The 22,068-nt window shown below is 66.5% G+C and carries 29 protein-coding genes and 1 pseudogene; 9 read left to right on the plus strand and 21 right to left on the minus strand.

Annotated features, from left to right (window positions below):
• Positions 1 to 38 precede the first annotated feature (38 nt).
• The 9 genes from AC5Y5E_RS02080 to AC5Y5E_RS02120 form a co-directional block, all read right to left on the minus strand.
• On the minus strand, positions 39 to 560 hold the full coding sequence (locus AC5Y5E_RS02080) for a hydrogenase maturation protease (RefSeq protein WP_499901324.1): 522 nt from the start codon (positions 558 to 560) through the stop codon (positions 39 to 41).
• A complete protein-coding gene (locus AC5Y5E_RS02085; RefSeq protein WP_499901325.1) occupies positions 557 to 1,849 on the minus strand; it encodes a Ni/Fe hydrogenase subunit alpha in 1,293 nt (430 codons plus the stop codon). Before AC5Y5E_RS02085 ends, AC5Y5E_RS02080 begins: the two co-directional genes overlap by 4 nt.
• Entirely contained in the window at positions 1,846 to 2,604 is a 759-nt protein-coding gene (locus tag AC5Y5E_RS02090; RefSeq protein WP_499901326.1) for an NADH-quinone oxidoreductase subunit B family protein, read from the minus strand. Before AC5Y5E_RS02090 ends, AC5Y5E_RS02085 begins: the two co-directional genes overlap by 4 nt.
• A complete protein-coding gene (locus tag AC5Y5E_RS02095; protein WP_499901327.1) occupies positions 2,605 to 3,459 on the minus strand; it encodes an FAD/NAD(P)-binding protein in 855 nt (284 codons plus the stop codon).
• Positions 3,452 to 4,576, minus strand: coding sequence for a 4Fe-4S dicluster domain-containing protein (locus AC5Y5E_RS02100; protein ID WP_499901328.1), 1,125 nt, complete (start codon positions 4,574 to 4,576; stop codon positions 3,452 to 3,454). Before AC5Y5E_RS02100 ends, AC5Y5E_RS02095 begins: the two co-directional genes overlap by 8 nt.
• A gap of 42 nt (positions 4,577 to 4,618) precedes the next feature.
• The gene (locus tag AC5Y5E_RS02105) at positions 4,619 to 5,596 is read right to left on the minus strand and encodes an Acg family FMN-binding oxidoreductase (protein WP_499901329.1); all 978 of its coding nucleotides are present in this window, start codon (positions 5,594 to 5,596) and stop codon (positions 4,619 to 4,621) included.
• A 127-nt stretch (positions 5,597 to 5,723) separates the two neighbouring features.
• Complete coding sequence (locus tag AC5Y5E_RS02110) at positions 5,724 to 5,948, minus strand: Rv2628 protein family (RefSeq protein WP_499901330.1); 225 nt, start codon at positions 5,946 to 5,948, stop codon at positions 5,724 to 5,726.
• A 99-nt stretch (positions 5,949 to 6,047) separates the two neighbouring features.
• Positions 6,048 to 7,196: a cation:proton antiporter gene (locus tag AC5Y5E_RS02115; protein ID WP_499901331.1), complete on the minus strand. Its 1,149-nt coding sequence runs from the start codon at positions 7,194 to 7,196 to the stop codon at positions 6,048 to 6,050.
• A complete protein-coding gene (locus tag AC5Y5E_RS02120) occupies positions 7,193 to 7,642 on the minus strand; it encodes a cupin domain-containing protein (protein WP_499901332.1) in 450 nt (149 codons plus the stop codon). Before AC5Y5E_RS02120 ends, AC5Y5E_RS02115 begins: the two co-directional genes overlap by 4 nt.
• A 131-nt stretch (positions 7,643 to 7,773) precedes the next feature.
• Here AC5Y5E_RS02120 and AC5Y5E_RS02125 point away from each other — a divergent pair, with 131 nt between their 5' ends.
• Both AC5Y5E_RS02125 and AC5Y5E_RS02130 read left to right on the plus strand, forming a co-directional pair.
• A complete protein-coding gene (locus tag AC5Y5E_RS02125; RefSeq protein WP_499901333.1) occupies positions 7,774 to 8,169 on the plus strand; it encodes a hemophore-related protein in 396 nt (131 codons plus the stop codon).
• Positions 8,170 to 8,183: 14 nt separating this feature from the next.
• Positions 8,184 to 8,471: a hypothetical protein gene (locus tag AC5Y5E_RS02130; protein ID WP_499901334.1), complete on the plus strand. Its 288-nt coding sequence runs from the start codon at positions 8,184 to 8,186 to the stop codon at positions 8,469 to 8,471.
• A 13-nt stretch (positions 8,472 to 8,484) separates the two neighbouring features.
• On the opposite strand, the gene AC5Y5E_RS02135 is transcribed toward AC5Y5E_RS02130, so the two are convergent.
• The 11 genes from AC5Y5E_RS02135 to AC5Y5E_RS02185 all read right to left on the minus strand — a co-directional run bounded on the left by AC5Y5E_RS02135 (position 8,485) and on the right by AC5Y5E_RS02185 (position 16,166).
• Positions 8,485 to 8,811, minus strand: a complete 327-nt coding sequence (locus AC5Y5E_RS02135) for a hypothetical protein (protein ID WP_499901335.1) — start codon at positions 8,809 to 8,811, stop codon at positions 8,485 to 8,487.
• A gap of 51 nt (positions 8,812 to 8,862) precedes the next feature.
• Positions 8,863 to 11,109 (minus strand): acyltransferase family protein, encoded by a 2,247-nt coding sequence (locus tag AC5Y5E_RS02140; protein WP_499901336.1) that lies wholly within the window; start codon positions 11,107 to 11,109, stop codon positions 8,863 to 8,865.
• A 142-nt stretch (positions 11,110 to 11,251) separates the two neighbouring features.
• Complete coding sequence (locus AC5Y5E_RS02145) at positions 11,252 to 11,590, minus strand: hypothetical protein (protein ID WP_499901337.1); 339 nt, start codon at positions 11,588 to 11,590, stop codon at positions 11,252 to 11,254.
• 149 nt (positions 11,591 to 11,739) lie between these two features.
• Complete coding sequence (locus tag AC5Y5E_RS02150; protein ID WP_499901338.1) at positions 11,740 to 12,114, minus strand: DUF732 domain-containing protein; 375 nt, start codon at positions 12,112 to 12,114, stop codon at positions 11,740 to 11,742.
• A 76-nt stretch (positions 12,115 to 12,190) separates the two neighbouring features.
• Positions 12,191 to 12,493 carry a hypothetical protein gene (locus AC5Y5E_RS02155; protein ID WP_499901339.1) on the minus strand — a complete coding sequence of 101 codons (303 nt, stop codon included), beginning with the start codon at positions 12,491 to 12,493 and terminating at the stop codon, positions 12,191 to 12,193.
• A gap of 593 nt (positions 12,494 to 13,086) precedes the next feature.
• Entirely contained in the window at positions 13,087 to 13,572 is a 486-nt protein-coding gene (locus AC5Y5E_RS02160) for a MarR family winged helix-turn-helix transcriptional regulator (protein WP_499901340.1), read from the minus strand.
• Between the two features lie 39 nt (positions 13,573 to 13,611).
• A complete protein-coding gene (locus AC5Y5E_RS02165) occupies positions 13,612 to 13,803 on the minus strand; it encodes an SDR family NAD(P)-dependent oxidoreductase (RefSeq protein ID WP_499901341.1) in 192 nt (63 codons plus the stop codon).
• Positions 13,804 to 13,875: 72 nt separating this feature from the next.
• Complete coding sequence (locus AC5Y5E_RS02170; RefSeq protein ID WP_499901342.1) at positions 13,876 to 14,817, minus strand: NADP-dependent oxidoreductase; 942 nt, start codon at positions 14,815 to 14,817, stop codon at positions 13,876 to 13,878.
• Positions 14,818 to 14,935: 118 nt separating this feature from the next.
• On the minus strand, positions 14,936 to 15,319 hold the full coding sequence (locus tag AC5Y5E_RS02175; protein ID WP_499901343.1) for a DUF4267 domain-containing protein: 384 nt from the start codon (positions 15,317 to 15,319) through the stop codon (positions 14,936 to 14,938).
• A gap of 22 nt (positions 15,320 to 15,341) precedes the next feature.
• On the minus strand, positions 15,342 to 15,653 hold the full coding sequence (locus AC5Y5E_RS02180; RefSeq protein ID WP_499901344.1) for an NIPSNAP family protein: 312 nt from the start codon (positions 15,651 to 15,653) through the stop codon (positions 15,342 to 15,344).
• Between the two features lie 36 nt (positions 15,654 to 15,689).
• Positions 15,690 to 16,166, minus strand: coding sequence for a DUF1772 domain-containing protein (locus AC5Y5E_RS02185; protein ID WP_499901345.1), 477 nt, complete (start codon positions 16,164 to 16,166; stop codon positions 15,690 to 15,692).
• Positions 16,167 to 16,267: 101 nt separating this feature from the next.
• On the opposite strand from AC5Y5E_RS02185, the gene AC5Y5E_RS02190 reads away from it, so the two are divergent.
• Positions 16,268 to 16,858, plus strand: a complete 591-nt coding sequence (locus tag AC5Y5E_RS02190) for a TetR/AcrR family transcriptional regulator (protein ID WP_499901346.1) — start codon at positions 16,268 to 16,270, stop codon at positions 16,856 to 16,858.
• A 674-nt stretch (positions 16,859 to 17,532) separates the two neighbouring features.
• Here AC5Y5E_RS02190 and AC5Y5E_RS02195 read toward each other — a convergent pair.
• Positions 17,533 to 17,646: pseudogene (locus AC5Y5E_RS02195) on the minus strand (hypothetical protein); the annotation flags it as partial.
• Between the two features lie 935 nt (positions 17,647 to 18,581).
• Here AC5Y5E_RS02195 and AC5Y5E_RS02200 point away from each other — a divergent pair.
• The 6 genes from AC5Y5E_RS02200 (at position 18,582) to AC5Y5E_RS02225 (ending at position 22,019) form a co-directional block, all read left to right on the plus strand.
• A complete protein-coding gene (locus AC5Y5E_RS02200; protein ID WP_499901347.1) occupies positions 18,582 to 18,884 on the plus strand; it encodes a hypothetical protein in 303 nt (100 codons plus the stop codon).
• A 244-nt stretch (positions 18,885 to 19,128) separates the two neighbouring features.
• Positions 19,129 to 19,581 (plus strand): GNAT family N-acetyltransferase, encoded by a 453-nt coding sequence (locus AC5Y5E_RS02205; protein ID WP_499901348.1) that lies wholly within the window; start codon positions 19,129 to 19,131, stop codon positions 19,579 to 19,581.
• Positions 19,582 to 19,698: 117 nt separating this feature from the next.
• Positions 19,699 to 20,859: a hypothetical protein gene (locus AC5Y5E_RS02210; RefSeq protein WP_499901349.1), complete on the plus strand. Its 1,161-nt coding sequence runs from the start codon at positions 19,699 to 19,701 to the stop codon at positions 20,857 to 20,859.
• Positions 20,860 to 20,881: 22 nt separating this feature from the next.
• Complete coding sequence (locus AC5Y5E_RS02215) at positions 20,882 to 21,460, plus strand: AAA family ATPase (RefSeq protein ID WP_499901350.1); 579 nt, start codon at positions 20,882 to 20,884, stop codon at positions 21,458 to 21,460.
• Positions 21,451 to 21,852, plus strand: coding sequence for a hypothetical protein (locus AC5Y5E_RS02220; RefSeq protein WP_499901351.1), 402 nt, complete (start codon positions 21,451 to 21,453; stop codon positions 21,850 to 21,852). The genes AC5Y5E_RS02215 and AC5Y5E_RS02220 overlap by 10 nt, the downstream gene beginning before the upstream one ends.
• Positions 21,853 to 21,854: 2 nt before the next feature.
• The gene (locus AC5Y5E_RS02225) at positions 21,855 to 22,019 is read left to right on the plus strand and encodes a hypothetical protein (RefSeq protein WP_499901352.1); all 165 of its coding nucleotides are present in this window, start codon (positions 21,855 to 21,857) and stop codon (positions 22,017 to 22,019) included.
• Positions 22,020 to 22,068: the final 49 nt, after the last annotated feature.

Below are 22,068 nucleotides of genomic sequence, written 5' to 3' on the forward strand. Positions count from 1 at the left end.
CCAACCAACGCTGCGGCGACAACGCCGTGTCACCAACGCTAGGGCCGCGGCCGGCGTCGGTCAGCGGCCAAAAGTCCCCGCCCGTCCGACCGAACGGCCCTTCCTGCTCGCCCCCGGTTGATTTCGGCCACCGTCATGCCCACGACCTCGGGGACGGCGCGAGCAACCTGGGGGGTCAAACCCGTCCCGTGATCGGTGTCGGCGACTTCCACCGTGAGCAGGACCAGTTCGGCGGGTACCCGGCCAAGCGCCTCACCCAGCGCGTGCGTGCGAACCACGTCGACGCTGTGCGAACTCAATCCGTCGCCCGCCGCCACGTCGCCCAGGCCGCACCGGCGGATGCGGCCCGGCGTCGGTGGCGTGCCGACCGCGGCGTCGATCACCACGGCGAGCGTGGCGCCCGACCACGCCTCGAGCAGGCTCGTCGGTTCCGCGATGTCGGTCACCACGCGAACCCCGGGCAGCGCCATCCGGTCCAGCTCGGCGGCCGCGGCGACACCGACGCCGTCATCGCCGCGATAGCGATTGCCGAGGCCGACAACGACGACGGGTGCGGTCATCCCCGTTGCACCGTCAGCGTCAGGAAGTGCGCGGAACACGAGATGCACGGGTCGTAGCTGCGAATCAGCTGCTCGCACAACGCGGTCAGCGCGGCGTCGTCGAGGGCGAGGTTTCCGGAAACCAGGTTGGCCAGGTCGGCTTCGATGGCCGCCTGGTTCTGCGAGGTCGGCGGGACGATGGTCGCCGCCGAAATCAGCCCGTCCTCGCCGATGCGGTAGCCGTGGTAGAGCAGGCCGCGGGGTGCCTCGCTGACCCCGTGGCCGACGCCGGCGCGCGCCGGGACGTCGACGAACGGGCGCGCCGGGCGCTGGTATTCGTCGATGATGCGCAGGGCCTCTTCGATCGCGTAGACCACCTCGACGGCGCGGACGATGATGCTGCGAAACGGGTTTCGGCATTCGCCCGACAGGCCGGCCTGCGCGGCGGCCTGCGCCGCGACGGGTGAAAGCGCCGCGGAATTCAGCGAGTACCGGGCCAAGGGCCCGGTCAGGTGGCGGCCGCCGTCGAGCGTCGCGTGCAGGGCGGTGGAGTGGGGCACCTGGGACTCGACGACGTGCTCGGTGAACTCGGCCACCGGAAACGGCGGCCCGGCACTGCGCGCGATGGTTCCGTTCTCGATCGCGTACCGGCCGGGCGCCGTGAGCGCCAGGAACTCGTGGTCCAGCTCGAGGTCGGGGAACTCGAAGCGCGACACCCACTCGACGGTCGCGAGCGCGTCGTCCAGGGCGCGGCGCAACTTCTCGGCGAGCGGCGCGAAGTCGGATCGCGTTGGCACCGAATAGAATCCCCCGAGTCGCACGTTGACCGGGTGGATCGCGCGCCCGCCGACGAACTCCATCAGCTGGTTGCCCGCCTTCTTCAGCGACAGCCCGCGTTCGACTTCCGGCGCGTGGTCGCGCGCCATCCCGATGATGTCGGGGTAGCCCAGGAAATCCGGTGCGTGCAGCAGGTAGACGTGCAGGATGTGGCTGTGGATCCATTCGCCGCAGTACAGCAGGCGACGCAGCGCGACGATCTCCTCGTCGACTTCGACACCGCAGGCGTCTTCGATCGCGTTGCACGCGCTGACCTGATAGGCGACCGGGCAGATGCCGCAGACCCGTGCCGTCAGGTCGGGCGGCTCGGTGTGGGCGCGGCCGCGCAGGAACGCCTCGAAGAACCGCGGCGGCTCATAGATGTTCAGCTCGACGCTTTCCAGCCGCCCGTCCTTCAACGCGACGTGCAGCGCGCCCTCGCCCTCGACACGGGTCAGCGTGCCCACGCTCAGCGTGCGGGTGGACGGGTTCACTGGTCGCTCCGCTCGGCGGCGAACGACGCGACGTTGAACGTCGAGAACACCCGGTCGACGTCGCCACCGGACATGCCGTCGCGGCGCAGCAGCGGGATCAACGTCGCCGTCTGGGGCGCCGCCGACGGCCCGAAACAGCCGAAGCAGCCGCGGTGGTGCCGGGGGCACAGCGCCCCGCAGCCGGCGTGGGTGACCGGCCCGAGGCACGGAATGCCTTCCGAGACAACAACACACGTGACGCCGCGGAGCTTGCACTCGGTGCACACCGTCTTGGCCGGGATCCGTGGCTTGCGCCCGATCAGCAGGGCCGCGAGGGTGTCGAGCAGTTGCCCGCGGTCGATCGGGCAGCCGGGCAGCTGGTAGTCGACCTTGACGTGCGCCGACGCCGGCGTGGAGGTGGCCAGCGTGTCGACGTACTCCGGTTTGGCGTAGACGACGGAGGCGAACTCGGCGACGTCGGCGAAGTTGCGCAGCGCCTGCACTCCCCCGGCCGTGGCGCACGCACCGATGGTGACGAGAACCTTTGACTGCTTCCGGATTTCACGAATGCGTTGCTCGTCGTGGTGGGTGGTGACCGAACCCTCGACCAGCGACACGTCGTACGGTCCGCCGACCATCGCGCTGGAGGCCTCGGCGAACGTGGCGATCTGCACCTGGTCGGCCAGGGTGAGCAGCTCGTCCTCGCAGTCCAGCAGGGTGAGCTGACAGCCGTCGCAGGACGCGAACTTCCACACGGCCAGTGTGGTCGGGCTCATCTAAAGCTCCTTCACGGAAAGCAGTGGGCCGGCGACGTCGTAGCCGACGACCGGGCCGTCGCGGCACAACAGCAGCGGTCCCAGCTGGCAGTGGCCGCACCACCCGATTCCGCATTGCATGTTGCGTTCCAGCGAGACCCGAATGTCCTGGGCGGCCAGGCCTTTCGCCAGCAGGGCCTCCGCGCCGAATCGCAGCATGGGCTCGGGCCCGCACAGGAAGGCGGTGGTGCGGTCGGGGTCGATCGTGAGCCGACGCAGCGGCTCGGTGACCAGGCCGACCTCGCCGCGCCAGCCCTGGACCGGGACGTCGACCGTGACGTGCAGTTCGATTTGCGGGTCCGCGGCCCACTTTTCGAGCTGTTCGGCGAACACGAAATCCGCCCGCGAGCGCGCGCCCACGATCAGCGTCACCTTGCCGTAGCGCGATCGCCCGGCCAGCGCGCCCAGCACCGCCGGGCGCAACGGGCACAGGCCCACGCCCCCGGCGACCATGACCAGGTCGCGGCCGGCCGCCTCCTCCAGACCCCACGTGGTGCCGAAGGGACCGCGGACGCCGATGACGCTGCCGGGCTCGGCGTCGTGCAGCGCGCGGCTCACCGCCCCGACCGCGCGGATGGTGTGGGTGATCGAGCCGTCGGTCACGGTGGGGTCGCCGCTGATCGAGATCGCGGCCTCACCCACGCCGAACGCGTAGAGCATCATGAACTCCCCGGGCTGCGGGGGCCGCAGGGATTCGCCGACGGGTTCCAGGCACAGCGTCGCCGAATCGGGGCTCTCCACAATGCGGCTGCGTACCCGGTACGGCACCGGCGCCATGGCCGATGCGAGCTCGCCGCGTTCGGCCCGTTCACTCATCGCCGGCCATCTTGTTCATCTCCGCGGTGATGTCGATTCCGGTGGGGCACCAGGCGATGCACCGGCCGCAGCCGACGCAGCCCGAGGTGCCGAACTGGTCGTGCCAGGTGCTCAGCTTGTGGGTCAGCCAGTGCCGGTAGCGCGAGGCGCCGGACTGGCGCACGCTTCCGGCGCCGTGGACGTAGGTGAAGTCGAACTCGAAGCACGACGCCCAGTGGCGCCAGCGCTCGGCGTGCTCGCCGGTGAGGTCGCTGACGTCCTCGGTGGTGGTGCAAAAGCAGGTCGGGCACACCATCGTGCAGTTGCCGCAGGTCAGGCAGCGGCTGGCGACCTCGTCCCACTGCGGTGATTCGCGCGAGGCGATCAGCAGCTCGCGCAGGTCGGTGTCCGGCATGTGCCGCCCCATGTGATGCGCTGCTTCCTCGACATCGGCGCGCGCGGAAGCGATTTCGTCATCGCCGGCCGCCCGGTGCGCCACCGCCGCGAGCACGTCGGCGCCCTCCTCGCTGCCGACGTCGACGAGGTACGACGGCGCGTCCCCGTCGAGGCGCTCCGTCAGGGCCAGGTCGTAGCCCGGTCCGGCCGCGGGGCCGGTGCCCATCGACGCGCAGAAGCACAGCCCGCCGGGCTCGGTGCAATTCACCGCGACCACGAAGGCCCGCCGCCGGCGGCCCACGAAGGAGCTGTCCGGGTACTCGGAGCGGCCGAGCACCCCGCCGAGGGTCGCGATCGCGGCCAGGTCGCACCCGCGCACCCCGAGGAACGCGTAAGCCGGAACCGGGTCGTCGGGCAGGGCCTCGCCGGCCCCGTCCCGGGTGCCGGCCCACAGCCGCTGCCGCGGGGGATGCAGGAATTGTTTCCACGACTGCGGCCCGGCCGAGTGCCCGAACGCGGCGTCGTCGTCGCGGCGGCGTACCCGATAATGCCCCGGCCCGACGTCGACGCCCCAGCCGCGCGGCAGGTCGTCCGCGGACTGCAGTTCGGCCAGCACGATCGCGTTATCCCGCAACGTCGGGCCGACCACGCGGTAGCCCCGCTCGATCAGCACCTCGACCAGCCGCTGCAGCCCGGCCGCGTCGAACGACGCGACCTGATGGTGTTCGCCGTCTGCGTTCACCGACACATCATCCATCCAAATCGCGTGCGCTGCTTGCCTTCTTTATTCGTTCACCCAGTCGACGAAATCGGTTAGTTCGCGCCGCGGTGTCGCGGGCAACGGGTCGGCGTTGATGGGCGCCCAGCCCACCCGGAGCAGCATCTGCGGGTAGTTGCCCCCGCCGAAGATGTCGGAGCGAACCAGCTCGCGGGTGTCGGCGATCTCCAGTGGCTCGGTGACCGGGCAACTGGCCAGCCCCATCGACGTCGCGGTCAGCAGCACGACGCTGGTGGCCTCGCCGGCACGCAGCCGCGCCAGCCGGTCGTCGGCCCGCGTCCCCAGCGCGAGCACCACGGCGTTGTCCTCCGCGGACGACGCTTCGGGCGCCTGGTGCAGCGTGGGGCCGGCGAAGAACCGGCCCGGGATCTTCGCCGCGGGGTCCGAGGCCGGCGTGCTGTGCGCGGGAACGCCCGCCACCGACGCGTAGCGCCCGCTCCAGGCCGTCAGCTCGGCGAGGTAGTCGCGATTGAAGTGTTCCGCGACGGATTCGGCGACGATCTCGTTCAGCTTGTCGAGGTCCTCGACCTGGCACAGGGTCACGCCGTTTCGGGCGGCCCGCGCGGCCATCAGGGCGATGTCCCCGACCGGCACCGGCCACGCGCTGTAGTGGCGACGGTCGGTGCGGCGCCGCGGTATCGCCGCGGCGAGCGCGATGTCGACGGCGTCGGCGGGGTATGGCGACAACTCGATCGCGGCAAGGTGATTGGGGTCGTCGGGATTCGGCAGCCGGGTCACCTTGGACAGCCACCCGACGGCGGCGAAGGCGATGACGCAGTGATGCAGCGCCGTGCCGCAACTCAAGATCAGGTCCCGCCCGTCGGGGTCGGTGTTGGGCAGTTGGCGTTCCGCATCCGCGTACAGGTGCAGACTGGTGTCGTCGACCCGCCACCGCCACGGTTGCGTGTTGTGCACCGAGGGTGCGCGGCCCGCCAGGGTTAGGACAGTCCGGACTGTGCCGGCATCCGGAAAGCGCGCGTTCATCGCTCTGGTTCCCTTCGGTAAAGCTTCGTCACGTTCACGATGGCGTAATCACGTGCGGCGATGCGAGAGCAGGACGGCACTAGGCAAAAGGACTTTGGGCCAATTGCGGAGCTCGACATGACAAGTCCTAGGCCGCGATGACGGCCACGTCGACGGATAACTGGTCACCGACCATGCGGGCCGCCGCCCAGTCGCCGACGCGCACCGCCCGCTCGAGATCGTCCGCCAGTGGGCTGTCCGCGCCCAACTCGGCGAGCCAGCCCGACACCACGTGTGCGATCTCGTGACCGGGCACCGCGACGGTGCGGCCCTGGTGCAGGCGATCGGAGACCCGATACAAACGATCCCTCATGGTTGCCCCCTAGATCGGCCGAAGGTTTCATCCGACCACTGGGTCGAAGGCGGCCCGTAGGGCCGAATGGACCCGGATGGGAGTTCTTCGGTCCCTTCCTCACACGGCGGGGGCCGGCCGACCGCGAGCAGCCAGCGCGCCCGCGAGCGAGGTGCCGGCGATCGTCAGCAAGGCGCCGAACATCAGCGCCGATGCCTCGCCCGGGACGAGAAGGTGTTCCTCGTTGCCGATGGTGGCCGCGGCCACCGGCACGCCCAGCTGCGCGGCGGACAGCGCCGCGAGCGTCAGCGGCTGGCCGAGCAGCCGTCCCACGCAATGCGCCAGCACGGCACCCAGCCCCAGGCCCAGCCCCAGCAGGATGAGCTTGGGGTGCGCGCCCAACTCGCGCACCTGCAGCGAGGCGCCCAACCACACGAAGAACAGCGGGCTGAAAAACCCCTCGGTGATGCCGAACAGCTGACGCGCCAGCCGTCGCGGTTCGCCGACCATCGCGATCACCAGACCCAGGGCGAAGCCCGCCAGCATGATCGACACGTGGGTGCTGGAGGCCAGCGCCGCCAGGGCGAACAGCACGGCCAGGTTGGTGCGCAGTTCCAGCGCGAAGCGCTGCTTCTCGGAGTACTTGTGCAGGCGCTGACGCCAGCCCTTGCGGTCGGCAGCGTGCAGGAGGGCGAAGAACACCGCCGCGCAGGCCGCGACCGCAAGCCCGCCGAGCGCCGCGATCGGCGCGCGTTTCAGGTCAATTACTAACGGCAGCAACACAATACACGCGGCATCGGCGATGGCGATCTGCACGGTCACCGACAACACGTCGGGCCCCTGCAACCGCAGCGAATCGATCACCGGCAGCGCCAGCGCCGCCGACGACGACGCCATCAGCACCGCGTAGAGCGCGGCGTGGCCGGTGCCGAACGCCTCGCCCAGCCCGACACCGATCACCGCCGCGACCGCGCCGATCACGACCGCGCGCAGCAGCGCGCGCGGCGCCGCCGAGCGCAGCGCGGGATCGCGAATCGGGACGTGGGTGCCCACCACGAACATCACCAGCGCGAAGCCGATGTTCGCGAGCAACTGAAGGGTCGGGTTGGCGTCGTCGATGATGCCGAGGCCGGTCTTGCCGACGACGAGCCCCGCGGCCAGCTCGCCGATGATGATCGGGATTCGCAGCCGCGGCACGGACGCCAGCAGCGGCCCGGCGAAACCGATCGCGGTCAGCAGCGCCAGGGTGTGAAAACCGAATGTGCTCATGAGAAGTCGCAGCCGGGGTTGGCCGCGCTGTCGGAGGTCGGCGCGCCCGCCGGATCTATGTAGGTCACATCGAGGACCAGCGGCGTCGTTCCGAGGTTGCGGGCGAGGTGAACGTGCTCCGGGCCCGTGGGATCGGTGATGGCGGCCCCCGGGCCGTAGACGCCGTCTTCCCGGCAGTCCGACCCGTAGTGGGTCAGCATGCCGGACTTGATGACGCCGTAGATCTCACCTTGGTGGGTGTGCCAGCCGGTGCTCCCGTTCGGCGCGACCGTGATCTCGCTGACGATGTAATCCTTGCCGTCAATGGTTTGCTTCGACAGGGTCACCGCGGTGATCCCGATGGGCGGCGTCGCGTGTGCCGTCGCGGGCACCACAATGGCGGCGCACAGCCCTACGGCGGTTGCCACGGACGCGAATCCGGCGGCCCGCGGATGCAATCGGTTCATTGCGGTCCTTCCTGTCGGCCTTTGGACACTAACGGAACTTGGCGGCGATCAGCCTGGTCTTGGCTGCTCGCGACCCTTCCGCATCCGGCGACGTTGGCAGAAGATGGTCTATGCGCAGGAAGGGGCTCGCCATGTTTCTCCCAACCACCTCCATTCGGCGCCGGGTTGTCGTCGGTGCGATCGGTGCCGGCGCGGTCACCGGCACACTGCTGTTTGCCGCCGCGGGAACCGCCGCGGCCGATCCGCCACCACGGCCCGCCAACTGCACTGCCGGGGACGTGGCGGGTGTCGCCGCCGGTGTCGCGGCGTCGCTCTCGACCTATTTGTTCACCCACCCGGACGTCAATGGGTTCTACACCGGCCTTCAGGATCGGCCCAAAGATCTGATCCGCGACGACGTGCAGAACTACTTCAACGCCAACCCGCAAGAGCAGGCCGACCTGGAGAACATCCGTCAGCCGCTCGTCGACATCAGGCAGCGTTGCCAGTGGACTCCGCTGCTCGGCGACAGCGGCGCCACCCCGTAGGAAAGGAGATCGCGATGAATCTGTGGGCGCGGTCGTGGACCGTCGCGGGAGCCACGGTGCTGGCCCTTACCGCGATCCCGGAAATCTATGCCGTCGTGCAGCCCCCCGGCGTGGCCAACGCCGACGTCTGCGCGAGCGTCGGCCGGCGCGTTTCGGTGAGCGGGTGCACCAACGTCGCCGACACCGTCAACACCTACGCCCCGCCGCCGGGCGACTATGCGCCACTGCCGCAAGACTTCACGCCGAACGTGAACGTCTGCGCCGGGGTGGGCCGGCGAGTTCATGTGAGCGGGTGCTTCTAACAGCGCGACGGCACTAGTCCTCGGACTTGTCGGAGTCCTCTGACTTATCGGACTCGTCTGACTTGTCGGAGTCGTCGGACTCGTCCTCCGACTTATCCGCTTCGTCGGAGTCCTCAGACTTGTCGGAGTCGTCGGACTTCTCGGACTTATCCGAGTCCTCGGACTTCTCCGCTTCGTCGGCCTTGTCGGCGTACTTGGTCAGGAGCCCGGCTAGCTTGCGGGCCTCCTCGGGTGCCAACGTATCTTCGAATAACTGCTTGTCGCCGTCAGAGATGCGCTCAAGGCAAACCGCGTTGCTCTTGACGCTGACATCCCACCGGCCCTCCTCCTGACGAACCATGCGATTCGGTTACCCATTTCTGCGGCAGGACAACGGCTCAGCGGCGTCGTGTCAGTGCAACGCGCGGTCGGCCAGGGCCGCTATCGCCGGCGCCAGCAGCCGGGAGTATTCGAGCGTCAGGTGGCCCGCGTCGACATAGACCAGGGTGTTTCCGACGACGACGGGGCAGCGCTTCGCGGTGCAGAACAGCTCGGACAGGTCGGCGTACTGTCCGCCACCGGCCTTGACCGCGGCGGCCTCGGCCGCCATGCCGGGCCGGTCGAAGGCGTACGACATGGGCGGCGAGCAGGCCGTCGCGTCATCGAGGTGCTCGGACAGGCAGCCCGGCACCGAGGTCGTCAGGTGCGGGAGCGGCCCGAGCACCAGCACCTTGGCGCCGGTTTCGCGCAGTTGACGCACCAGGCGGGTCAGGCCGTCGTTCCATGCCTGGTCGTATGACGAGAACCCCGACAGGAATCCGTTGCTGTGGGTGGCCGTGTACCCGCGAAACACGCTCACCATGACGAGCGCCGGGTGCTCGGCGCGTAGCCGGTCCATGATCTGACCGCGCCATTGCCCGCATTTCTGCAGGTATTCGACCAGCGGACTGACGATCGGGTTGGCGACGGGCAGGTCCATCATCGGGCAGGCCGCCTTCGCCATGGCTTCGAGCCGCCACGGCCGCTGCTTGCCGATCTGCTGGAACGCCGGAATCCACATCGAGGAATGCGAGTCGCCGACCATGGCCACCGTCGTCTTGGAGGCGGTGTCACCCATCGCGCATTCGGGTTGTCCGCTCTGGAAGGGCGCGCGCAGGCAGCCGTTGAACAACATCGCCCCGATTTCGCCCGCCGCGTCGCCGAGCGTCGGGCTCATGTTCGACGGCACGGCCTTCACATCGGCGGACGACGCGACCGCGGCCTGCACCTGTGAGAACACGTCCTGCACCGCCGCGTCATAGGCCTCGATGCTGTCCCCGGTCGGGCGGGCAGGCGCGGTGATCGTCAGCGGCGTGGCCTGCGCGCCGCGCGCAACCGCGACGGGCATCGGCATGGACGACACCCACATCAGCAAGGCGACGCCGACACAGGCCGCGGCCGACGTGGCGACACCGCCGACCGCCAGGCTTTTCATCGGGGACTTGCGCAGCACAGCGGCGTATCGCAACGGGTTCTCGATGAACCGCAGCGTGAGCCACCCCAGCCCGCCAGAGACGACGACCGCCGCCACGAACCTGCCGGCCAGCCCCAGCGGGTGACCCACCAGGATCGGCGCGAACACCAGCACCGGCCAGTGCCACAGATACCACGAGTAGGACAGCCGCCCGATAAACCGCATCGGTGACCAGCCGAGGACGCGCCCCGCGCCCCGCGACGGGGTCGAACACCCGGCGCCGAGCACCAGCGCGGTGCCCACCACGGGCAACAGCGCGGCGGTGCCCGGATAGGGAACGTCCGGGGTCAAGAAGACGCAGGCCCACAGGACCATGGCCATCCCGCCCCATCCCGTGATCACCGCCGCTCGCGCCGGGAGCCGTCGCCAGTACTCGGCCGTGAGGGCCACCAAGGCGCCGGCGGCCAACTGCCAGGCCCGCGTGAACAGCGAGAAGTACGCCGCCAGCGGCATCACGTAGGTGATCAGCAGCGACAGCGCGAACGACACGGCCGCGATCACCGTCACGAGGACCAGGTACGGGCTTCTCGATGGACTCGGTGCAGGGGCCTCACCGGCCTTCGCGCGCCGCGGCAACCGCCGGATCAGCCACGCCGTGCCGACGATCATGGGCGGCCACAACAGGTAGAACTGTTCCTCCACGCCCAATGTCCAGTAGTGCTGGAACGGCGAGGGCGTGCCGCCGGAGAAATAGTCGACCTGCTGGACGATGAACCAGAAGTTCGGGACGTACAGCGCGCACGCGATCGCGTCCTTCAAGGCGCTTTGCGCCTGCACCAGGGGCAGCAGCAGGGCCGCGGCGATCGCGGTGGCGACGCCGACCGTGGCCGACACCGGCAGCAGCCGGCGGGCGCGGGCCCCATAGAACTTGCGCAGCCCGATGGTGCCGGTAGTGCTCACCTGGCGCCAGAGCTGCCCCGTGATGACGAAGCCCGAGATCTCGAAGAAGATGTCGGGACCGACGAAGCCACCGCTGACGCCGGGCATGGAGATGTGGAAGCCGAGAATGGCCAGCAGCGTGAAGCCGCGCAAGCCCTCGATATCGTCGCGGAACCCGGGCTCCGCCGGCCGCTGGGCCGACCCCCCTTGAGCATGGCTTACGACGCCGCGAGCGGTGCTTACGGCGTCGGCTTGGCGCACAGTCACGCGCTAATGGTCCCAGAGGTGTCCCCGTTGGGCAGGAAAATGGCCCCCGCAGTCACTCCGAGGGCCATTTCCGCTAGTGGCTGTCAAATGGACTTGGTCACACGCCGAGGAAGTGGAGTGAAAGCCACGAAGCCCGGTTGCGCTAACCGGCGGCGCCCCAAACCAGCAGTGACTGCGGATCTGCGGGATCCACCTTGACGTTGATCCGAGCCCCCTCGGAGATTCCGTTGAGGGTTACATCGTGCATCGACTGCGATACCCGCACCTGGTAGTCAGCACCGCTAGCCGGGTGCACTGTGAGCTCGAAATCGATTTGGTGCCCACCGCCGAGCTGAGTGCCCGTTTCACGCATCGAGTCCACCGTGGCCGGCGTCAGCACACCTGACTGGTTCAGCCTCATGATCTTGTCGCGCGTGGCCGCCTGGCCCACCGGGTTCATCGCCTGCATGGCGGTGCCCTTCAGCTTGTCCATAAATCCCATGTCGCCTGCTCCTTGTCTCGGGAAGCCTGTTCGTTCCTTGCAGTACGACTAGACGCCGCTCGCGCAGCTACCGATCCCAACGTGGCGCCGAGCACGGAAATGGCCCCCGGGCGGGTCTTAGGGGCCGACCGGCGTTATGGCCATTGCGATCACATCATCGGGGGAAACGGCAGCAGCCAGATCACCGATGGGTCGACAGAGCCTCGATATTGGGGGCAATATGCTGCCACCGAAGCGCCGACGAAGAACCCGGCGTCCCGCCTCGACGAGATGTCGAGCTTCGAGTCGTTCATCAGCTTGAGCGCAATGACGCTTGAGTCTTGGCCCTTGTCGAGTGCGGCGCACACCCCATGGCCGTGCGCAATCACGGTGTCGCGGTTGTCGGTGTTGATTCCGTAGTTCGACAGCGCCCCGATGAACGCATCATCGTTGGGGTCTGCCGACGCCGACGCTGCGGGAACCAGCGCGGTCGTGCATAGCAGCGCCGCGCAGACTCTCCACCACTTCACGGGACCGGCGTTCATGCGGGTCGCGGCCTCCTGTCTGTGCGGGCGATCGCATTCCAGTCAACGACGACCCAAATGAACGAGCGCTGCTCTATCAACCCGATTTTGACAGCGGCACTTGCGGCGGGCTCGCGCCTTGCTTGCTTTGCCCGTTTGTTTCAGGTGCGGTCACCTCGTGCAGCTTGACGGGCTGCGAGCGCCAGCCCAGGTACCCGAGGGCCACGCTGATGGCGGTGTAGACAATGGCCTCAGTCCACATGAATCCGACGCCCCACTTCCGCCCCAGGAAGATCGGCTCATCGATGATGCCGTTGGATGCGGCTATGGCGTAGCCTGCGTGGGCGTAGGCAATTCCACCGAAGGCTCCACTGAAGAATTTGCTCACTTCGCGGTTCATTTTTCTCTCCTGTCCGACCAAGCCAGCAGGTCGTGCGATCTCACTGTCGGCCCTCCACTTCCATTGGAAGTAGGGGCCAAAGTCCTTCGACGTCGGACCCTTTGTCGCATTCCGGTTGCCGCCGGCAGGGCGAGGAGGCCGCGATTCCCGGCGACCGGGATCTCCCCCGAAATTGGGAAACTCGAATACCGTTACGGAATATGGAGTTTCGCATCCCCGACGTGTCGCGTAGTAGTCGAGCGGGGCAACCCTTTCGAGCGACTAACGCTTAGGAATCCGGAATCAGCGGACCCAGCGGGATGGAGGGAGCGTCAACGATGCCAGGCGGGAGGTCGGGCCCCGGCGGCTTGGAGGGTTTGGTCGGGCGCGTGGGCGTGGGCACCGGAGACGACGGGTCGCTTTGTGCCACGCCCGCACCCAGTCCCACGGTGGCCAAACTCAGTCCGCCGGACACCACCGCCATAGCGACGAGTTGCTTAAGCTTCAGTTCCCAACTCCCGGTCCCGTTTTTCGTCCATGACCCAGTTTCTGCTCAACACTCGTTGAGCGCCTAGGGCCAAACGGCTCCACGTTTGACGGCAACACGCAGCCGGTCAGCGTGCGCGCCGCGCGCGTGCGGCGGAACGGGGTGGCCGAGAACGCATGTGGTCGCGGGCGCGGCCCATCATCTCGCCGAGGGTGCGGACGTCCCGATCGGAGAGCGAGTCGAACAGCGCGTCGCGCACGACGTCGATGTGGCCGGGTAGGACCTGGGCGACGCGGGCTCGGCCGTCGTCGGTGATGCTGACGACGGTGGCGCGCTGGTCGTCGGGCGAAGCGGCCCGCGTGATCAGGCCCTCCTTTTCCAATAGCCCGGCCTGATGGGTCAGGCCGGAGCGGCTGTACACCACGCCGTCGGCCAGGTCGGTCATGGTGAGTGGGCGCCCCGCGTCGGCAAGCTTGGCGAGGATCTCGAATTGCACGTAACTCAGGCCGCCGTCGGCCTGTAGCTGCTCGCGCACCGCGTACTGCAGCAGGCTGACGGCCTCCATCAGGGCGAAGTACGTCCGCAGCTGGACGGGGTTGAGGGCCTTGGCCACGGTTCGAGCGTAGTGCTTCGACATCGAAGCGCCATCGGTTCAGCCGGCGGTGTTCGAAAGATCCGCGACCACGGTTCGGACCTTCACCTCGAGGTGCGCGTCGGCGAATTGCGCCAACCGCTCAGCGCGCCTGCCGACGATCACCAGGTCGTAGCCTTCGGCGGCGAGGCGTTCGGCGTATGCGCGACCGATTCCCGAGGTGGCCCCGGTGACGAGTGCGAGCTTGCCCATGATGCTGTTCCTTTCGGGTGGGGCCGTCGCGGGCGACGGCCCCATCTCACTGAATGTGGTTGTGGCAGTGCGTTACTCGGCCGGAATGAGGATGGTCTTGCCGTGCAGGTGGCCGGCGTCGGAGTCGGCGTGCACGGCCGCGGCCCGCTCGAGCGGGCGGCGATCGGCGACCTCGATCCGCAGTTGACCGTCGTCGACGCGACTGACCAGGGCGGCGAGCTGGGCGGCATCGCTGCGGACGAAGACCCGCTGCGAGCGCACTCCCCGGCCCGGGTTTTCTGGTCCGAAAACCATTGTGCCGACGTGGAATCCGCCGTCGGTGACCACGCCGATGAGGGCTTCGGTCTGCTCGTCGGTGGTGCTGACCAGGTTGAGCACCACGTCGAACGGCCCACCCTCGACGTCGATCGGCGAGTGGGTGTAGTCGATGTAGTCGACGATGCGGTCGGCACCCAGGCCGCGCAGCCGCTCGGCGTCGCGCGCCTTGGCGGTCGCGGTCACCACTGCGCCGGCCTGCTTGGCCAACTGAACGGCGTAGCCGCCGACCGCACCCGAGGCCCCGTTGATCAGCACCGACTGCCCGGCGGTGAGCCCGGCGATCTCGAACAGGGCCTGCCATGCGGTCAGCGCCGGTTCGGGCAGGGCCGCCGCATCGGCCAGCGGGACCGACATCGGGGCGGCGGCCAGCGAGTCGGCCGGCACCAGCGCGTACTGGGCGGCGGCGCCGTCGGCGTCCAGGGGCAGGAACGCCACCACCGCGTCGCCGGCCTTCCAGCCCGTCACGCCCTCGCCGAGCTCGGCTACGGTCCCCGCCACGTCGACGCCGGGAGTGTGCGGGAAGCTGACCTGGTACACCTCGGCCAGATAGCCCCCGCGGATGCCGGCGTCGACCGGGTTTAACGAGGTGGCAGCGACCTTCACCAGCACTTGCTGCGGGCCCGGCACCGGGCGCGGGGCCTCCTCGTATCGCAGAACGTCGCTACCGCCGTACTCGTGGTACCGCACAGCCTTCATGGTGTCCCTCCTTGGTCGGTTGCTTCGAGTTCGAAGCAGTTACGCCGCTTACAACTCGCTTCGATATCGAAGCAATTCCCCGGGTGTTATGTGATCGTCGCCATACCGGCGTCGTCGCTCAGGACACCAACAGGAGCGCGGTCGTGACGAGCATGACGGCGGCGGTCCCGCCGTGGACACCCCAGGCGACCGACTTGGAGCCGCCGTTGCGCAGCACGATGGCGGCGTCGGCAACCGGAATGATCGTGGCGGCCAACATCACCCAGCCGACGAGGTGGGTCGCGCCCGCGATCATCAGGATGATGACGAACAGCCCCGAGGCGATGTCGCGCACACCCTTGACGCTGAGGTAGGCGCCCGCACCCGGTTGGTCCAGATCGGGTACCACGCCGTAGCCGGCGGCCGCGACGCGCGGCGCGACGAGGAAGCGGGCGCCGATGAAGATGATGGCCGCGGCGAGGGTTGCGGCGAGGACGTAGCCGATGGTGGCGATGATGGTCATGTCGAGCACTCCTAGGATTTCGTCAGCGAATCGGTGAAAACGGTGTCGGGTCAAGCAGTCTCGTCTGGACGTCGACGATGTCGTCGACGTCGAAGCCGGCCATGTCGGCGGCGAACTCCGGGCTGGCGATGATGTGCCGCGTGAGTTGGTCGGGATTGGCGCCCGCCGGGTAGCCGATCAGCGCGACGAGCCGGTTGGCGTCGCGCTCGGTCCACACGCCGTGCGTGGTGACCCCGAACGTCTCGAACGTGGGCAGGTGCCGCGCCCAGTGCACCGTCGCATATTGGTGCAGAGCCTCCGGCGATCGCAGCGTGTAGATCCTGAGCTGAAACATCGGAATCGGTTTCCTCGCAGTCGAATTCGGTTGGCGTCAGAGCACCAGCGCCGCGCACAGGGCGGCCACCGCCAGACCTTGCAGCGTCGCGCGGGCGGTGATGATCGAGTCCCACTTCGCCTGCAGCGCAATGCCGTTGGGGAGTTTCCGACCCGTGTCGCTGGCCGCCGTCATTTGCCTGTTGATCGGCGCGCTGATCCGGGTGTAGAGCACGAGCCATACCACCAGCAGGACCAGCGCGGCGCCCGCCGCGATCGCCTGCACCCAGGGCGCCGAGACCGCGGCCAGTGCCGCGCTCAACGCCGCGGCCACGACCCCGAGCACCCCGGGCACCGGCATGCGCCGGTCTCCGTATCGGTGCACCCGGCCCATGACCGTGATCAGGGCATCGTTGTCCAGCGACGCCAGGGCCGGTCGCATCACGATGGCGCAAAACACGTCGGTGCCATAGACCACGCCGGTGCCCAGCACCGCGATCAACGCCGCGGCCCGGGTGATGTCGTCCACGTTCATTTCGTAGCTCCGTTCGGTGGTAGGTGTTAGCAACGCTAACCCTTCGGTCGGGTCTGCGTCAATAGCGTTGATAGTTTTTATAGCTATGATATCGTCAGGTCATGCCCATCGAGGATCGTCGTGAGCGTGAACGGACCGCCCGCCGGCGGCTGATCATCGGAACCGCGCGCAGGCTGGCCGAGGCCGAGGGCTGGGATGCCGTCACCACACGTCGGCTGTCCACCGAGATCGAGTACAGCCAGCCGGTGCTGTACAAGCACTTCGCCGGCATGGAACAGATCGCCGACGCCGTCGCCCTCGACGGGTTCGCCGAACTCGCCGAAGTGATCCGGGCCGCGCACTCTGCCACCGGCGCGGCGGGTGACACCCTGACCCGGGTGGCACACGCCTACCTGGATTTCGCCCGTGACAACCCGGCGGTCTACGACGCCATGTTCACCCGCACGACCGCTTTGCAATTCGCCGCCCAGGACACACCGCTCCAGCTTTCGGAGTCCTTCGCCGCGTTGCATCAAGCGGTTGGCGCGGTCGCCGGCGAACAGGACGCGGACACGCTCACCGAGGTGTTCTGGGCCGCGCTGCACGGGCTGGTCATGCTCGGCCGGACCGGACGACTGCGTCCCGAGTACGAGGCGGACCGCGTCCAACTGCTCGTCAGTGAGTTCACCCGCGGACGAGAAACGACGGCATGAAAGGTGGCTCCCGGAAAGCCTTCCGGGAGAAGGCTGCCGGCGTGACGGTCAGCCACGCTGCGCCAGCCGATTGGCGCACTGTTTGGCAAAAGGAAACCTATGGCGAGCTCAGGAAATCCGTTTATTGTGGAACGGTCGTGTTCGCCGCGCGAAGGAGCCGCCGACGGTCAACAGAGGCAAGACCCCACCGACCGAGCCGCTCACGCCTGGCGAACGCCGTGCGATGCGGATAGCGGTCGTCGTTTTCGTCGGGGCTATTGCCGCCGGCTCGACAGCATGGGTTTTGACCGACCACTCGTCGGACCCCTACGACCGATCCGGTGATGGCTGCGTGAATGTCACGTTCGCGAGTTCGATGGGCGGCGCACTCCAGCACGCATGTGGTACCGCCGCGCGTGACTGGTGTCGCGCCGTCTACGCGCAACATGACGCCCACGCTGAAGCGGTTCAGGCTCAATGTCGCGTCGCGGGGATTCTGCCGTAGGGCGGTGCCGGCTCGTGACCAGCGAGCCTGCCCCACTCGGAAAAACCCCGAACCTAAGTTAGGTTCGGGACTATTCCGATGTCCTGAGACATCACATCGGCCGAATTGCGTTGTCTTCTAATAGCTCTCGGAGTCATCTGACCAGCGAGGACCGTCGCTGGCCGTCCCCTGCCGACTCCCCGCATTCTCACTAGTTGAGACACGTCCGTGACAACGTTTGCTTTCGCGCGCTGATCAGGGCGTCTTTGTCGGCGAAGTAATGATAGAGCTGCGACCTGCTGGTTTTACAGTGCCGCAGAAGATTTCTGCTTTCGGTCGACCCTCAACAATCGCCGGCGGATTCCCGCGCGGGCGACCGGTGGTATCCGATTCATAACCACTAAGTAAACGATGATCGGGATGAATAAAGACATAACCAAATGCTGGGGTTCGCGGGACGTTGACCGTGTAGACGCAACCTCCTCGACACACCCTTGGTGCGCGTGAGTTGCGCATCCGAGCCAGCAATGGCGCACGAGTTGTAACCGCTCCCCTCGCATCCGTCCGCCCCATTGCGTTCCGATATGCCGACGGCGGTCGAAAATTGACCCCTTTTCGTCGGGCGGGTTCTAACGACACGGGGTTAGTTTTCAGGCGACGCCGACACGATACGAACGCCTGCAGTAGCCATTGCGCGGAGAGGTCGGAGACTAACTGGCCCGAGAGGCCGCTGCGACAGCGGCCGCGCCGAGACGGCGACCAGAAAGGCTGATTGAGATCGTCTTCCCGCGCCTCACCCCGGGCGGAATCCTCAGTCCTCCGGGCACCGGAGATAGTCGACCGAGCCACGGCCACATACTGTTCCGTCGGATTCAGTCCGTCGTGGGTCCACCGCTGCAAAACGCGGGACCGTGTGGCGTTCTCCGGTTCGCGCCGAATGCCGTCAGAGACTCGATGGCCGGACGCTCTGGCCCCTGGTTAGGAATGTCGCGACAGGGCACTTTCGCAGGGCCATCGTTCGCCGCATTTAGCACAAACCAAAGGTTCGAGGCCCGGATCATTTCCCCACGCGAGCTGGCTGAGGACTTCGAATAGCTCGACGCCCGCTCCGACCAGATTGCTGTAATAGGCTGGCTGATGTGTCACATTCGGCGCCACGTCGCAATCAGGGCACTCGTCTGACTTCCGCTGGGTCTCAGGAACTAGCCGCGACTCGCTGACACCGAGCCGGCGCGCCACTTCAACCCCTACCTGTTCCTCGTGGACTTCACAGCAGCCAACAACAAGGCGGGGCATGAAATGGCGCTCAGCGAGCTGTCTTTGAGCAGCACAGCGAGGTCCCACGCCCGCACCTACGGCCACTGCCACGACATGCGTAGCGGGCCGATCACAGAAGCTGCACCAGTCTCCGACTTCGTAACCGAGAATCTCCATCAGGCAGTGTCCTCGCTCTCTTCAGATGCGCTAAGGCTTTACGACCGATTTATCTTCCTAGAGGATCACCTCGCGATGCCGCGCACGTCCCGCGAATGGCAGGGCGCGCCGCCTCTGCGCGCCGACTAATGGCTGGACGCCATCGTCGGAATTTGACGACCCACCACGACTTTTACCCGGCGACTTGGCACGCCGCACGGACGTCGGCGACGGCGTCGGATGTTCGGCAGGCCACCGCAGCCGGTCCTACATCGAAATAGTCGGAACCTTCCACTACCGTGAGCACTAGCCTCACAGCGAGGCGAGACGGGAAAAGGACGTGAACACGCATACGTGCAGTCTGCAGGCGGGCCCTCAGGCAAGCGTCGAACTCGTGGACTTCACGTCGGCTCACGCCGACGCGGTGACCGCGCTGTTCTGCGACGTGCCTCGGCTGTACCCGGATGGCGATCGGTGGCTCCGGTCACGACTGCGCGACGCGAGCGACGGTCGCGCGAGGTGCACTCTCGTGACTCGCGGAGGCATCCTGGCTGCTGGGGCGATCGAGACATTCAAGAGCAGCGGCCGAGTAAAGCTCAGCACCTTCTTAGTCGACCCGCGATTCAGAAATGCCAGCATTGGAGCCTACCTCCTGAACCGGCTAGCCAATCGATGGGCGGCGGAGGACGTCGACGAGGTCTACGTGACGATCGCGGATAAGGTGTTTCCCACCGCGCGGTCGACGTTCGAGCGCGGTGGCTTCACCACGACCGCCCTCGAACGGAATCGCTATGGCGCTGAACGCCACGAATATGTGATGGCGGCATTGCCCAAAATCTCATATTAGTTATGACATCCAATGACGCCAGCTGCGCAGGCCCGCGACTGTCCGACCGTGGTCGATCCATGACCGTACGCACGAGCGGGTTGTCGGTCGGTCACCCCCCCTCGAACGGGTGGTGAAGTGGGATATTTCGCAGTACTCAAAAGCTCGGACACCGACCAATTCAAGATCGGGCGCTGCCACCTGAACGTATGGGTTGTGTCGGGTCTTGTGCCCGGGCGGCACCTCCTCTACTTCGACGTCGGTGTCGAGGTACAGGCATCCGGCAGCAATCCTGTGAGCTCCTTTCAACTGCTGCTGCCGTTCCGCGTCGAGGTTGGGATGACGCGAGACGCATTCATCACATGCCAGGACCTCTTTCCCAACATCGTCGAACAGTCGACCGCGGAACTCATCTTCGGCGGACCGGTGAGCGTCACGACCGCTGGTCCGAACGGGCGCGATTATCAACTCACATCTGCTACTGCGCCTCCCCTCACGGTCGCCCGTATGGATGTGACGCGCGCGAAGGCCGTGGCTGACTTTAAGGAAGACGATGACTGCTCGCTGTACGAGTTGTACCCTCAGGCACCCGTCGCCGTTGGCGAGGCAAAGTACTTCAGGATGCGCTTCCGCGTCTTTCAGACCGAGCCAATATGGAATCCCAAGCACTACTTGGGTGGCGTCGTGGTTGACCTGCGCATGTGTGACGTTCGCGAGAGCAGGCATGTCGACCACGAAGCTCAACTACGACCTCGCATCGTCGAAATTCAGCGATCGGATATTTTTCTCATGGCCCCGGAGAACTATCAGCTGGCGCATTGCAGTCCCGAGACCAAGTACATACGAGTACTGGAACCATACGCCTGGCGCGCCTACCTCGCGGGAGCCGCATTCAGGCCTGGACCCACGCGCTACCTGGTGTATTCGTGGCGCAGTCGCGCCGATGCGCGCGGCAATGACGTTCCAATCGACCAAGACGCACCGTACAGAGTATTCGCTGATTTCAACCGAAGTCGTTTTTCCTCCACGTGGTCGTCAATCATTGGCATCATCTTGGCGGCGGCACTGCTGCTCGGCTGCGTCAAACTTGGCCAATTCTGTCTGAGTGAATATCGCGCCCATCACATCCGGGTGACCGCGCTGCTCACCATCTTCGGCCTCACCACGCTCGCCGGCGTTACTGGACTACTGAAACGCGTAGTCAACTGGGCCGTCACGCGAGCCATCGGGCCACGCCGATACATCCGGTTCGCCGAACGAATGGGCCTGCAGACGATGCTGACTTGGAGCAAGAAGTAGCGATGGAACGAGTCCGAATCCGATGGTTCCTAGCACGTACGAACGCAAGCGAGGGCGGGAAGTGCTCATAATCTTGACGGGGCCTTCACACAGCGGAAAGTCCACTGTCGCAGAGGCGTTGACACGTCGCATAGCCTCGCTGGCCGTCGTCAAGTACGACCAATTCTTCTTCGAAACCCTTGGAGCCCTGCACAACAAAGAGCCTGGGATCGACGACTTTGCGATCGCCTATGACCTTATGCTCAGCACCGTTCGCAGGTTGATCGCCCGACGGCGTCCGACCGTCCTGGAATCGACATTCACAAGGGTGACCCGTCTGAATGAGACGTCAATCCACGAAATCGAATTCGCCGATGCACTGGCAATTGAACCGGGTGCGCAAGCTTTCCAACTCTTCACATCGTGGAACGTGATCGAGAGACGGTCGAAAGAAACTAATCGGCTCAGCGAGTGGGTGGTCAGGGGAACGTGGGAGGCTCACGCCAAACCGTGGGCCAACTGCGTCAGGCTCGATGGCTCAGACGATGCCTCGTCATTGGCAAACGACATCCTCGTAAAAATCAAGCATGCGGACGATATCAAGGACGACCAGTGTCACTGAAAGACGACCGTGAGCGACCAACCAACGTCGTCGTTCATTCGACGGCAATTACCGTCTCCGAATTCGTTAACTGGGCCGACCGTCAGGCAGATGTTGTCGCGAAGTTTGTTGGACTGGATCGAGACAGCCCGACACTGCTTCTGGCGCAAGCCGTCAAGCTCAGCGAGGAAGTTGGTGAGCTACACGCGAAGATCCTTGGCCATATTGGCATGCAGCGCCCCCACTCAGAACGATCTTTCGACATCGACGCCGTGGGAGCGGAAGTGGCCGATGTGACAATCTGCGCTGTGGTGCTCTCGCAATTGTTAGGTCTCAACTTCGAGGCGGCACTTGCGAACAAATTGGACGTCGTGAACCACCGGTCCGCGAGCCCGCCGAGCGACGACGGCTGACCATGACGCGGACGTTGATCGGGTCGCGTTTGGGCTTTGCGGCTGTGACCGAGTTCTTTGATATCGACGGCCTGAGCCTGCTGCGGCATCTGCAGCGAGAAATCGGCTGCCTGGCGCGCCAGGAAGTCCTGTTTCCCTATGGCGGCCAGTCCCTGACCATCGAGTAAAGGGTGTGCACAACCGAACAACCACCGGCCGAGGTTGACCGCATCCGTT

The organism is Mycobacterium sp. NGS54, from assembly GCF_059812465.1.

Bases quoted from the DNA above. Each gene is read 5' to 3' on its own strand.
- AC5Y5E_RS02120 (WP_499901332.1), bottom strand. From the start codon at position 7,642: ATGAACCGATTGCATCCGCGGGCCGCCGGATTCGCGTCCGTGGCAACC.
- AC5Y5E_RS02105 (WP_499901329.1), bottom strand. From the start codon at position 5,596: ATGAACGCGCGCTTTCCGGATGCCGGCACAGTCCGGACTGTCCTAACC.
- AC5Y5E_RS02090 (WP_499901326.1), bottom strand. From the start codon at position 2,604: ATGAGCCCGACCACACTGGCCGTGTGGAAGTTCGCGTCCTGCGACGGC.
- AC5Y5E_RS02170 (WP_499901342.1), bottom strand. From the start codon at position 14,817: ATGAAGGCTGTGCGGTACCACGAGTACGGCGGTAGCGACGTTCTGCGA.
- AC5Y5E_RS02110 (WP_499901330.1), bottom strand. From the start codon at position 5,948: ATGAGGGATCGTTTGTATCGGGTCTCCGATCGCCTGCACCAGGGCCGC.
- AC5Y5E_RS02180 (WP_499901344.1), bottom strand. From the start codon at position 15,653: ATGTTTCAGCTCAGGATCTACACGCTGCGATCGCCGGAGGCTCTGCAC.
- AC5Y5E_RS02155 (WP_499901339.1), bottom strand. From the start codon at position 12,493: ATGAACCGCGAAGTGAGCAAATTCTTCAGTGGAGCCTTCGGTGGAATT.
- AC5Y5E_RS02095 (WP_499901327.1), bottom strand. From the start codon at position 3,459: ATGAGTGAACGGGCCGAACGCGGCGAGCTCGCATCGGCCATGGCGCCG.
- AC5Y5E_RS02185 (WP_499901345.1), bottom strand. From the start codon at position 16,166: ATGAACGTGGACGACATCACCCGGGCCGCGGCGTTGATCGCGGTGCTG.
- AC5Y5E_RS02165 (WP_499901341.1), bottom strand. From the start codon at position 13,803: ATGGGCAAGCTCGCACTCGTCACCGGGGCCACCTCGGGAATCGGTCGC.
- AC5Y5E_RS02225 (WP_499901352.1), top strand. From the start codon at position 21,855: ATGACGCGGACGTTGATCGGGTCGCGTTTGGGCTTTGCGGCTGTGACC.
- AC5Y5E_RS02175 (WP_499901343.1), bottom strand. From the start codon at position 15,319: ATGACCATCATCGCCACCATCGGCTACGTCCTCGCCGCAACCCTCGCC.
- AC5Y5E_RS02125 (WP_499901333.1), top strand. From the start codon at position 7,774: ATGTTTCTCCCAACCACCTCCATTCGGCGCCGGGTTGTCGTCGGTGCG.
- AC5Y5E_RS02215 (WP_499901350.1), top strand. From the start codon at position 20,882: ATGGTTCCTAGCACGTACGAACGCAAGCGAGGGCGGGAAGTGCTCATA.
- AC5Y5E_RS02190 (WP_499901346.1), top strand. From the start codon at position 16,268: ATGCCCATCGAGGATCGTCGTGAGCGTGAACGGACCGCCCGCCGGCGG.
- AC5Y5E_RS02150 (WP_499901338.1), bottom strand. From the start codon at position 12,114: ATGAACGCCGGTCCCGTGAAGTGGTGGAGAGTCTGCGCGGCGCTGCTA.
- AC5Y5E_RS02135 (WP_499901335.1), bottom strand. From the start codon at position 8,811: ATGGTTCGTCAGGAGGAGGGCCGGTGGGATGTCAGCGTCAAGAGCAAC.
- AC5Y5E_RS02080 (WP_499901324.1), bottom strand. From the start codon at position 560: ATGACCGCACCCGTCGTCGTTGTCGGCCTCGGCAATCGCTATCGCGGC.
- AC5Y5E_RS02145 (WP_499901337.1), bottom strand. From the start codon at position 11,590: ATGGGATTTATGGACAAGCTGAAGGGCACCGCCATGCAGGCGATGAAC.
- AC5Y5E_RS02130 (WP_499901334.1), top strand. From the start codon at position 8,184: ATGAATCTGTGGGCGCGGTCGTGGACCGTCGCGGGAGCCACGGTGCTG.
- AC5Y5E_RS02115 (WP_499901331.1), bottom strand. From the start codon at position 7,196: ATGAGCACATTCGGTTTTCACACCCTGGCGCTGCTGACCGCGATCGGT.